Source organism: Bacteroidales bacterium, assembly GCA_016709865.1.
Lineage (GTDB): Bacteria > Bacteroidota > Bacteroidia > Bacteroidales > VadinHA17 > LD21.
The window spans coordinates 671,225-682,914 of sequence record JADJLX010000002.1 but is presented as its reverse complement, the minus strand read 5'-3'; the positions used below and the strand labels follow the sequence as shown (position 1 = coordinate 682,914).

The 11,690-nt window shown below is 41.2% G+C and carries 11 protein-coding genes; 6 read left to right on the top strand and 5 right to left on the bottom strand.

Features of this window, described 5'->3' with window-relative positions; translation table 11 throughout:
- The first annotated feature begins 55 nt into the window (after positions 1 to 55).
- The 3 genes from IPJ16_04920 to IPJ16_04910 all read left to right on the top strand — a co-directional run bounded on the left by IPJ16_04920 (position 56) and on the right by IPJ16_04910 (position 4,201).
- Positions 56 to 379, top strand: a complete 324-nt coding sequence (locus IPJ16_04920) for an L-rhamnose mutarotase (GenBank protein MBK7626532.1) — start codon at positions 56 to 58, stop codon at positions 377 to 379.
- Between the two features lie 5 nt (positions 380 to 384).
- Positions 385 to 2,856, top strand: coding sequence for a hypothetical protein (locus IPJ16_04915; protein ID MBK7626531.1), 2,472 nt, complete (start codon positions 385 to 387; stop codon positions 2,854 to 2,856).
- 121 nt (positions 2,857 to 2,977) lie between these two features.
- Positions 2,978 to 4,201, top strand: a complete 1,224-nt coding sequence (locus IPJ16_04910; protein ID MBK7626530.1) for a gliding motility-associated C-terminal domain-containing protein — start codon at positions 2,978 to 2,980, stop codon at positions 4,199 to 4,201.
- Positions 4,202 to 4,247: 46 nt separating this feature from the next.
- Here IPJ16_04910 and IPJ16_04905 read toward each other — a convergent pair whose 3' ends face one another.
- The 5 genes from IPJ16_04905 to IPJ16_04885 form a co-directional block, all read right to left on the bottom strand.
- Positions 4,248 to 4,664 carry a DUF1761 domain-containing protein gene (locus tag IPJ16_04905; protein ID MBK7626529.1) on the bottom strand — a complete coding sequence of 139 codons (417 nt, stop codon included), beginning with the start codon at positions 4,662 to 4,664 and terminating at the stop codon, positions 4,248 to 4,250.
- A 48-nt stretch (positions 4,665 to 4,712) separates the two neighbouring features.
- Positions 4,713 to 5,792 carry a membrane dipeptidase gene (locus tag IPJ16_04900; protein MBK7626528.1) on the bottom strand — a complete coding sequence of 360 codons (1,080 nt, stop codon included), beginning with the start codon at positions 5,790 to 5,792 and terminating at the stop codon, positions 4,713 to 4,715.
- Between the two features lie 15 nt (positions 5,793 to 5,807).
- Positions 5,808 to 6,935 carry a D-TA family PLP-dependent enzyme gene (locus tag IPJ16_04895; protein MBK7626527.1) on the bottom strand — a complete coding sequence of 376 codons (1,128 nt, stop codon included), beginning with the start codon at positions 6,933 to 6,935 and terminating at the stop codon, positions 5,808 to 5,810.
- A gap of 7 nt (positions 6,936 to 6,942) precedes the next feature.
- Positions 6,943 to 7,413: a RidA family protein gene (locus IPJ16_04890; protein ID MBK7626526.1), complete on the bottom strand. Its 471-nt coding sequence runs from the start codon at positions 7,411 to 7,413 to the stop codon at positions 6,943 to 6,945.
- A 172-nt stretch (positions 7,414 to 7,585) separates the two neighbouring features.
- Complete coding sequence (locus tag IPJ16_04885; GenBank protein ID MBK7626525.1) at positions 7,586 to 8,386, bottom strand: PhzF family phenazine biosynthesis protein; 801 nt, start codon at positions 8,384 to 8,386, stop codon at positions 7,586 to 7,588.
- A 184-nt stretch (positions 8,387 to 8,570) separates the two neighbouring features.
- Here IPJ16_04885 and IPJ16_04880 point away from each other — a divergent pair, with 184 nt between their 5' ends.
- Genes IPJ16_04880 through IPJ16_04870 form a run of 3 tightly spaced genes read left to right on the top strand, consistent with a single transcriptional unit; the run spans position 8,571 to position 11,684 of the window.
- On the top strand, positions 8,571 to 9,176 hold the full coding sequence (locus IPJ16_04880) for a TetR/AcrR family transcriptional regulator (GenBank protein ID MBK7626524.1): 606 nt from the start codon (positions 8,571 to 8,573) through the stop codon (positions 9,174 to 9,176).
- Positions 9,177 to 9,221: 45 nt separating this feature from the next.
- Positions 9,222 to 10,559, top strand: coding sequence for a TolC family protein (locus tag IPJ16_04875; protein MBK7626523.1), 1,338 nt, complete (start codon positions 9,222 to 9,224; stop codon positions 10,557 to 10,559).
- Positions 10,560 to 10,619: 60 nt separating this feature from the next.
- The gene (locus tag IPJ16_04870) at positions 10,620 to 11,684 is read left to right on the top strand and encodes an efflux RND transporter periplasmic adaptor subunit (GenBank protein ID MBK7626522.1); all 1,065 of its coding nucleotides are present in this window, start codon (positions 10,620 to 10,622) and stop codon (positions 11,682 to 11,684) included.
- Positions 11,685 to 11,690: the final 6 nt, after the last annotated feature.

Genomic DNA, 11,690 nt, shown 5'->3' with positions numbered 1-11,690 from the left:
TTAGCAATTCCATGGTTTTTATTAATATTGTGTTAATATTTAACTGATTAATATTATGAGACGATTTGGCCAGGTAATAGGAGTAAGACCCGAGCACTTTGAAAGGTATAAGAAATATCATGCAGCCGTATGGCCTGAAATACTTGATATGATCAAAAAATGCAACATGCAGAATTATTCCATCTTCCACAAAGACGGGATGTTATATGCATATTTTGAGTATACAGGTACTGATTTTTCTGCCGACATGGCTAAAATGGCTGCCGATCCAAAAACACAGGAGTGGTGGTCAATCATGGAGCCAATGCAGGATCCGGTTGCCAACCGCAAAAAAGGTGAATGGTGGGCAAATATGGAGGAGGTATTTCATCTTGACTGATCCCTATGAGACAAATCTATGGATTGATAATTGCTGCTTCACTTATATTTTCAGGCTGCAGTAAGAAGAATAGTCCGGAAACTCCCGTGAGTTTCAGCGGAATTTATCCTCATCTTGCTTATTATAATAATGAAGGCGAATGCGGTACAGGAGCTGTTGTTCCATGGGCCGGCAAGCTGTGGGTAATTACCTACGGACCTCATCTTCCCTTTGGCTCGTCGGATAAACTTTATGAAATCTCTGAGGATTTTGTCAGGCAGATTCGCTCAGAGAGTGTTGGAGGGACGCCTGCCAACAGGATGATACATAAGGAAAGCAATCAGTTGTTCATAGGCCCGTATGTTATTGATAAAGAAAAAAATGTAAGAGTCATCTCTCCATCGGTTATGCCCGGCAGGCTGACCGGTAATGCCCGGCATCTTACTGATCCTTCCGGCAAAATATATTATGCCACCATGGAGGAGGGTTTGTATGAAGTTGATGTTAATTCTCTTGCGGTAAGCTGTCTCTTCAGGGACGGGAATGTGAAATCTGAAAGTGATAATCCTACAGCACAGTTTCCCCTTTCACTTTTAAAGGGAGCTCATGGGAAAGGTGTTTACTCCGGACAGGGGGTTCTTATTTATTCTAATAACGGAGAATTATCAGACAAGGCTCAGACCCAATTTGATATAGAATCAGGATCATTGAATGAGTGGGATGGTAAAGAGTGGAATATTGTAAGACGCAATCAGTTTGTGGAAGTAACAGGTCCTGGAGGAATTTATGGAAATCCTGATCCTGCTGCCGATCCCATCTGGGTTACCGGCTGGGATCATAAATCACTGCTTGTGGGGGTACGTGATATTAAGGGATGGCGATTCTACAGGCTCCCCAAAGCAAGTCACAGTTACGATGGTGCCCATGGCTGGAACACTGAGTGGCCACGGATAAGGGATATCGGAATACCTGGCAATCCTTTCTATCTTATGACAATGCACGGAATGTTCTGGAGATTTCCTGCAACCTTCACATCTGCAAATAGTTCAGGTATTCGTCCTATGTCGGCATTCCTGAAAGTTATCGGTGACTTTTGCCGTTGGAACAATCTCCTGGTTTTTGGCTGCGACGATTCAGCAAATAAAGAATTCCTGAATAAGCGCGGGGAAAAAGGAACTATTGAAGGTCCGGGTCAGTCAAATTCTAATCTGTGGTTTATCTCACCCGATAAGCCTGGTCAGCTTGGTCCGACAACTGCAGAAGGCGCAGTGTGGGTTTCAGAGAATATAAAGGCTGATGAATATTCAGAGCCATTTATCTTCGGCGGCTGGGAACACAGATCATTATGGCTGAAGAATGAAGGGAAACAGACTGTTAATTTCACTCTTGAAACCGATTTAAATGGGTCAGACACATGGAAGTCGTTGAGGAAGATAAGCATAAAGCCAGATGAATCTTTATTAGTACCGTTTGAAGCTGCTGATAAAGGTGAATGGATAAGGCTATTCGCCGACAGACCGACAAAAGTAACTGCACAGTTCTGGTTTTCAGGAAGTGATTCCAGGTCAGATATTCCCGCTTTAATTTTTAACGGACTTACTGATGCAGAAAAGCTATCTTCAACAGGCGGATTGATCTGGGGCATGGGCGGAAATAGTCATAAGCTTGGTGTCCTGTCAGGGACACTCTCTGACAGTTCATTCACTGAATCAGGTTATTATGAGCTTGATTCACTCATGAATCTTGAAAAAAAGGAGAATGCTGAGGCAGCCAGACTGATACGCGATAAAGTATCAATTCCGCATAATGTGGTTACAATCGACAGTGCATCGGTTGTTATTGATGATGACCAGGGAAGACGCTGGCGATTGCCAAAAGGGAAGAGAGAATTCACCAATCTTACAAATAATTCATTGTTACGCATTTGCCGTGAGGTTGCTACTGAACGTGACCTTTTCAACTGCTCGGGTACATTCTACGAGTTGCCTGCTGAAAATGCTGACGGATTCGCGAAGATAAGACCTGTCTCTTCTCATAATTTCAGGATCCACGATTATGCATCATACCGGGGTATGCTTATAATGACAGGAATAGATATTAATAATAATGAGGTGAATAATCATATCGTCAGATCTGTTGATGGAAAAGCAGCCGTCTGGGCCGGAACGATTGACGACTTATGGCTGATGGGAAAACCAACCGGAGAGGGAGGTCCCTGGTACAATACCATAGTAAAGTCAGGGATTCCGTCTGATGCATATCTTATTGGATTCTATGATAAAAGGAGACTTCAGTTATCTCATCATTCCGGAGAAAAGGTAAAATTCCGGATTGAGGCAGATCCGGTAGGAAACGGACATTGGATGAAGTATAGCGAAGTCGTTGTGAATCCGGGAGAAACTTACAGATTTGAGTTTCCTGCAGCATTTCAGGCACGGTGGATCAGATTTATTGCCGGTAATGATTGCATAGCATCAGCTGTTTTAAAGTATGAATAAACGGATCTTTACCTCATCCTCAAGACAGATATATCAGAAATTTACAGGTTTTTATTATACTTGCAGAAGAATATACCAAAGGTTGGGAGATTTCGTTTTTCTTACTAAGAATTGATTACCAGTGCGTTATTTTTTTCTGATCATTGCATTAATACTACCTGTTCTTTCTGAAGCACAGCTTTCTGCGCCCGGGATGAGTGCAATAAGGTATTCTTCGTATCCTTCAGCTCCAACAGCCAACGATCCTGTATTTATCTATTGCAATACTTCCGGAACACAACAGGGCGCACTTACAGCAAATAGTCCTGGCGGAACCGGACCATTCAATTTTACCTGGAACAAGTGGAGCGATATTACCAAAAGTTTTAGTGAATTTATAAAGACTGAAACTGGAGTATTTACATCATCACTGACAAATCTTGATGAAGGAGGCTACAGGGTTACTGTTAGTGGCGGATATAGCGGGACATTAACAGGCTGGATTCATATAGATAAACCATTCTCTCTTGCTCAGCTTCAGAACAGAACCTGCGATTATGTTGCACTTAAGGGGAAGGCGGCTATCGATACCTTTTATTACAGAGATCCTGCAAACGGCATTTCAATTAAACTACCCAATAAGGTAAAGTTTCTCTGGACCTCTGATCCAATATCATCGATCCCATTTCCCGACTTTGAGATTAATCCGCAGACATTTCTGCCGCCACTGGTTGACGTAACATATAAACTTCATGTAAGCGACAGCTTCGGATGCATAAGTGAGTCATCATTCTTCTATGAATCAATTCATGTTAAGGCGGAGTTTTCTGTTGATCCCGATAAAGGTGAAGCTCCACTTGAAGTCTCTTTTACAGACAAGTCGATAAGGGGTGATATTTACAAATGGGAATTTGGTGATGGAAAAGACAGTATATCAGATCTGAAAAATCCCGACCCGCATATCTATTACAAACCAGGGGAGTACTCTGTTAAACTTACAATTGAAAGTCCTCTTCATTGCATTGACTCTATGAGGTTTGATAAGATTGTAGTTGATCCGTCAGATCTTGAAGTCCCTAATGTTTTTACACCTAATGGAGATGGCCTGAACGACTACTTCATGGTTAAAAAAACCTCTCTTCGTCGTATCAGTGTAGAGATATTCAGCAGGAGCGGAATTAAGGTATATAGCTTTTTCGGTGAGGGGGAGGCTCTTAGAACATGGCAGGGTTGGGATGGGAATATCAATAACTCATCAATAAAAGCAGCTCCCGGCATATATTTTTATCTTGTTCGTGGCTATGGCTGGGATGATATTGATTGGAACGGTGAAGAATACAGGGGCTTTTTCTACCTGTATAGGTAGGGGCTCAAAGGCGTAAAGGCACAACGCCTTTGCGCCATTACGCCTTTCACTGCCACACCCCGATAATTAATCCCATGATGGTAAGACTGATTACACTGTAACAAGCGTTTATCAGGAAATGGGCAAGTGATCTTGATTCAAAAAGATAGCTTATTCCTATAAAGGTAAATACCCAACCAAAACCAGCCATGAATCCGGCAAGTGCGCCAAAGGAAGCACCGGCATCAGATCCGATGAACATTGCAAGGAAAAAAGCGGCAATGAATGAAAGGAGGAAAGCAAATCCGAAAAGCTTCACCATGTTGGTATTCTTTGTTGATTCTTCAGTAATACCAGTCTCTTTCATCCATCTCTTTGCAAACATAACGGGTGAATACCATAATCCACCGAGAATAAAAGCACTTACTGCTGCAACAGTAATTGCCAGCCAGTTAAGGTTCTGAAAAGCATTTTGCATATCCATAAAACTAATTTTTAAGGATAACAACTGTTTCAGAAAAATGTTTAGTTATTAAGAAGGGAGATTTTTTTCAAGGAAGTGTATAAAGTTAAAGCTCATTATATTATGAATATCATCTTCCGAATATCCAATATTTTTCAGCATCGCCGGAACCTTCTGAAGATCGGCAATAGTGTCAAGGTCATATGGGCACTGTTCTTTTCCGAAAGCACCATCGAGATCCGATCCGATGCCTGCATATAAAGAGTTTCCGGCAAGCTGGCAGATATGGTCAATGTTATCAACCATCTGCTTAAGTGATACATTCATCATAACCGGATCCGATTTTCCCCTTATCCATCCCGGCACCATCATCCAGGCATCGAGGGCCACACCTATTACTGCCCCGCGACTTATCAGCTCCTTTATCTGGTCATCAGAAAACTGCCTGTTGTGCTCAACGAACGCCCTGCAGTTATTATGGCTTGCCCAAACCGGACCTTTAAAGATTTTCAGCATTTCACGGAAGCTATCTTCTGATAAATGTGTGGCATCCATAATAATACCAAGTCTTTCAATCTCTTTAATGAGCTCGCGGCCCTTGTTACTGAATCCACCTGTGGAGTCAGTACCCTGTGCATAAGTGCCTGGTCCATAGTGAGCAGGACCGATTGCTCTTAATCCATAATTAAAGGCTTTTTCGAGATGCCCGACCGAAACGAGGGAATCAGCTCCTTCGAGACTCAGCACATATCCTATAGGTGAATCAGGTTTTGGGTTTTTCCATGTCTGAAGATGTTTCTTAAGCTCTCCCTTAGTTGCTATTTGGACCATTTCACCTGATTCTTCCATTGTTTTGTACCAGGCAAGCTGGCCCTGGGTTTGTGCCCATGCCTGTTCCGGCGAATTCCATCCGGGAAGTCTGTTGCCTCTCTTAACATATCTTCCTATCTGAGTGGCGACACAAATACCGATGTTTCCCTCGCGCAATGAGGGCAGACTTACAGTCCCCTTTGCCCTGTCGGGTTTATCATTCATACCTTCCTCGCTTTTACGGATCTCCTCCACAGTCCATCTGAGATCGCGGTTCCATTCCAGTGCATTCATCGAAAGGTCGAGGTGAGCATCAAATATTAATTGTTTTTTATGCATATGAATCCTCTTAGATCAAATAGTTATTTTTCTTTTTCTCGCGGCAACAATCCATTGTCCTACAGCACGATTATTTGTAACAATTGTTACATTTTCATGTCTGTCTACGGTCGGGCATATATGCCATGGAATACCATACAAATGGTCCCCTATATTAAACTTATCAGCCTCATTTGTTTTTATAACCATATGTTCTTCATTATGACCAACTACTGAATAGCTTTTGAGTCCCAGTAGTTTAACTCTCGGCTGTGCCATTTCTGAAGCCAAAGCCTTGTGGCCAAGATCAAGACATAAGAGTTCTTTTGCAGGTTTGCTTACTATTCGTGTAAGCAGTATTGCAGCATGTAGAAAATCCATGTCGGTGAAGGATGTACTGTAACCATAATCCCATAGAAGTATTGTACCCGGACTAAGTTCAACACCTTTTCTCTGGGCATGTAAAGGAAAGGAGGGTGTTCCTCCTGCAATAATTTTAACTGGAGTAATCCCTTCATGCTTAAGCTCTTCTATCATGCTTTCAATCGGAGAAAATGCCTCGTCACAAATCAGTTTGCGTTTAGCCGGGTCTGGTTCATGAATATGTCCGTCGTAAACGTGAAGACCCTCTGCCACAAGCATTGGCGAATCAACGATCCTGTTAAATAATCTGATTGTTTTTTCACCGGGAATGACACCGGTCCTGTTCATCCCCACATTGATATCGACCCAGACGTGAGTTTCAAGTCCGGTTTTTCTGGCCATATCAGAAAGCTGTATAATAGTCTCGCCATTGTCAGCAATACAGGATATTTTTATGTTTTCGAATGTTTGTTTAAGCTTAAAAAATCTTTCAAGGTTTGGACCCACAGGTTGCATTGCCAGTAGTATATCAGGAGCTCCGCATTTTGCAACCATCTCTGCTTCAGAGATAGTTGCGCACTTGAATTTGGTAATTCCGTGTTTCATCTGAAGCATAACAACCTCAGCCATCTTATGAGTCTTTACATGTGGCCGGAGGTGTTTTGCCCCTTTGGCAATTTTTATCATTCTGCGTATGTTCTCCTCAATCCTGTCGGGGTATACCAAAAGGGCCGGGGAGTAGACTTCGGTCACGTTTTCGACCTCATACCAGCGATCATTTATGGTCACAGATTCGTTCATTTCAATTCTAATAGAGTTCAAACATAGCTTCAATTTCTACCGCAATATTTGACGGGAGTGTCATTCCAACCGCACTTCTTACCCCAACGCCATTATCCTCCCCGAAAACTTCTGCCATCAATTCGCTGAATCCGTTGATCACTGCAGGTTGTTGTTCGAATGTAGGTGCACAGTTAACCATACCGAGAACTTTAACGATACGCTTTATCTTTTTTAAATCTCCGAAATGAGTTTTTATAGTCGATAACATCGTCAGTCCGACCTGTCTTGCTGCAAGCTTTCCTTCAGCGGTATCGAGGTCAGCACCCACTTTCCCTTTCATCAGTGTGCCATCGGTGTTTATAGGTCCCTGACCTGAGACATACAGGAATTTATCAATTACCAGAACAGGTTTGTAAACGCCTGCAGGTTTTGGAGTTGGCGGTAAAACAAGACCTAACTCAATAATTCTCGATTCGGGATCATACTTCTTTTCCATAGTTTTGTTTTTTACTTTTGTCTTTTGTCTTTTGTCTTTTGTCTTTTCCTCTGTGTCACTCTGTGTCTTCTCCTGAACTCCTCTGTGTAATGTTTTTCTGAAGAACTGACACAGAGATCCACAGAGTAGTCACAGAGTAGTCACAGAGGTCCACAGAGGTGTAATCCTAATATTATACAAATAGTTCTCCTTTCATAATAGTTAGAGCCTGACCTGATATTTCAACCCGGTCATTCTTTAATGATACCTTAAGGATCCCTTCACGTTTCGAAACCTGATGGGAAAGAAAATCTTTCTTTCCTGTTTTTTCCACCCAGAATGGAACAAGTGCGCAATGTGCAGAACCGGTTACAGGATCTTCATTAATGCCTAGTGCCGGAGCGAAACATCTCACACAGAAGTCGAAGTTCTTATCAGATGAAGGTGCAGTTACAATAAGGTCACCGAAAACCGAATCTTTCATTCCGGCAAAATCAGGCATCATATTTTTAACTTCAGATTCATCTTTTAAGAGAGCAAAAGTCCAGCCATGGTCTGTCCGGTGCAGTTCAATTGGTCTTATTCCTGTCAGTGTTTCAAATTCATTTGTTATTTCCATTGCCCTCAGGTGATATGCCGGGAAATTCATTATTATCCAGTCGCCGTCCTTTCTGATTACCAGCTCACCTGCTTTTGAAGAGAATTTAATTTCTTCACCAGTTTTTACCTGCCCCGTTTCATATAAAATATGTGATGCGGAGAGAGTAGCATGTCCGCATAAAGGTATTTCAGCTTCGGGAGAATGGAACCTGATATTTCTGCAATCTTTTCCCGGGAAAACAAATGCAGTTTCAGAGAGATTCATTTCCATTGCTATATTTTGCATCCATTCCTTTTCCGGTTCATTCTCCAGAATACAGACTGCTGCCGGATTCCCCTTAAATGGGCGGGTTGTGAAAGCATCAACCTGAAAAATTGTTTGTTTGTATTTCATGTCTGTCGAAAGTAATTTGACTATAAAATTAAGATGAATTGTTTTTAATGCAACATTTCCACATTGAATTCGTCATTCACCGGTCGATTTTACCCTTTCAGCTAAATTTTACGGTAATTTAACCAATAAAACTTTGTAAACTAATAAAGTTTTCACATTTTTGCATCGTTTATTTTAAAAATGCATGGATAACAGAGATAGAATAATAGAAGGCGCTGCAGAGTTGTTCAAGACTTACGGGATGAGGTCAGTAACCATGGATTTCCTGGCAAATCATCTTGGCATGTCCAAGAGAACTATTTACGAAATCTTTTCTGATAAGGACGAACTTTTGATAGGAGTGTTGAAATGGATGGCCAAGCGTCAGAGGGATTTGGTGAAAAAGATCCTCGATGAATCTGAGAATTCCATTGTTGCAATTTTCAGGATGCTTGAAATAAACAGGGAATACCTTCAGAATATGAGTCCTGCATTTCAGGCCGACCTGAAAAAATATCACCATGATGTTCTTATGAAGAAAGCAGATAAGTGTGACATGCCTGATTACAGGAATAATCAGCAGGTGATTGAGAGGGGGATAAAGGAAAAACTTTTCAGGGAAGATATTAATCCTGATCTGGCTAACAGGTGTCTTTATAATCTGGGCAGCACAATAATGGATGAGCAATTATACCCTTTTGATCTTTTTTCACGACGGGATGTAATCAAAAATATTTTCATCAATTACCTGAGGGGGATATCAACAGCAAAAGGTCTTGAACTTATAGGTGTACTGGAACAAAAGATTTAAATAATCAATAGAATAATAGAGAATAACAGAAAACAATTTATAAACATGAAAAACAAACAATTACAAGCAATTATCATGCTTTTCTTTCTGACAGGGAATCTCGCTTTTTCTCAGTCAGAAAACAGTGAATTAAAATTATCTCTCAAGGAAGCTCAGGATTATGCATTACAAAATAATAAGATGGTAATCTCAGCCCGGATGGAAGTTGCGGAATCTAAAAGAGCTGTATGGGAAACAATTTCTGCCGCATTGCCTGAGGTTAGTGCTTCAGCTTCATTTGCAGATAATCTAAAGCTGATGACAACCCTTCTGCCGGGAGATTTTTTCGGACAGCCCGGGGTAAAGGTTCCTGTTACCTTCGGATCGCAGTTTAATTCAAGTGCAACTATACAGGCAAGCCTGCTCCTTTTTAATGCACCTTTATTAATAGGTATAGAGTCATCAAAACTGGCCGGGAAATTGAGTCAGCAAAACCTCGAAAAATCAGAGCTTGATACAAAGGAATCTGTGAGTACGGCTTATTACCTTATTCTTGTTACGGAAAAATCACTTCAGATTCTTGAAGGTAATATTGCCAACCTCAATGAAACCCTCAAGTCTACTAAGGCAATGTTCTCAGCAGGGATGGCTGAATCGACAGATGTTGACCAGATGACATCAAATCTGACTATGATTGAAAATTCGCGCAGCTCGCTTCAGAGAACAATCGAACTTAATTATAATCTGTTAAGATTTCAGCTGGGAGTGCCTGCCACGACAAAAATCAGCCTGACTGAGACACTTGAGAGCCTGACATCTGATATCAATGTGGAGACGCTGCTTTCACAGGCATTTGATATTAATCAGAATGTCAACTATAAGCTTATTGAGGGAGCAGAACAGATGTCGTCACTCATGCTTAAGACTCAGAAAGCTGCCGTATTACCAACATTAGCCGGATTTTATAATTATGGTACTAATGGAATGGGTGACAAAGTGTCTGAGCTTCAATGGTTTCCAAACTCTATGACAGGACTTCAGCTATCTGTTCCAATTTTTGCAAGCGGACAGAGATATACCAAAATTAAAAAGGCACAGATTAGTCTCGATAAAGCCCGTAATACAAAAGAGATGGTAACTGAGCAGCTTCTTCTGCAGGAGAAACAGCTTCGCTACAACCTTGTAAATGCGAATCTTCAATATAAAAGCCAGAAGGCAAATGTTGATGTATCGAAAAGAGTTTATACCAGTACTGAAAACAAATTCAAGCAGGGTATGGCATCCAGTTTGGAGCTGACACAGTCTAACTCACTTTATCTTCAGGCGGAGAACAACTATGTGTCTGCCCTGATGAATTTGCTGCAGACTAAGCTTGCACTTGATAAGCTTCTGAATAATATGTAGAAGAACTGAAAAAGGTAGAAATATAGAATTAAACAAAAACAAAAATAAAATTACACACGAATGAAATACTTAAGAACACTTCCGGTAATACTGATCAGCGGGCTGTTACTTGCTGGCTGCTCTGCAAAAACTAACAATGCTGCTGCTCCTGCAGGTGATTCAACAGCTGTTGCTGAAAAAGCTGCTATCCCTGTAAAAGTAGCTGTACTGGCGAAGACTAGGATTGCCAGGACAATTGATTATACAGCTACAATACTACCATTCGAGGAGGTAAATATGGCCCCTTCAACTCCGGGCAGGGTAGATAAGATCTATGTTGAAGTAGGAGACAGGGTAAATAAAGGCGATGATCTTTTCCTGATGGACAGGACACAGCTTTATCAGCTTAAACTTCAGCTTAGCAGCCTGGCCAAAGACCTTTCAAGACTTGATACTCTTTTAAGATCCGGAAGTGCAAAGCAACAGCAATACGATCAGCTCAAGACGCAGTATGACGTTACAAAAACAAATGTTGACTTCATGGAGGAAAATACTCTTATGAAGGCACCATTCTCCGGAGTTATAACCGGAAAATATTTTGAAAATGGAGAGATGTACTCAGGAGCCCCGACAACTGCAACAGGCAGATCTGCAATTGTAACAGTAATGCAGGTTAACCCTTTGAAAATTAATGTTAATATTTCGGAACAGTACTATCCTTTAATAAAAAGAGGTTTGAAGGCTGAAGTTACAGCGGATGTTTATGAAAATGAGTTATTTGAAGGAAAGGTTTTTCGTGTTGCCCCGACAGTGAATTCCGGTACGAGGGCATTCATTGCAGAAGTAGAGCTTCCTAATAAAAATGACCTTCTGAAACCTGGAATGTTTGTAAGAGTATCAATGGATCTCGGTGAGGTTGAAACCTTTGTTGTCCCTGCTTCCAATGTTCTTGTCCAGGAAGGAACAAACATCAGATATGTATTTGTGGCGGAGAATAATATTGCCAGGCGGATTGAGGTCTTAATAGGTAAGAGATTTGACGATAAGCTTGAGATAATCTCTGAAACGCTCAAAGAGGGCAGTAAACTGGTAATTGAAGGACAATCAAGACTTATCAATGACGATAAGATTGAAATAGTAAAATAGATAAAT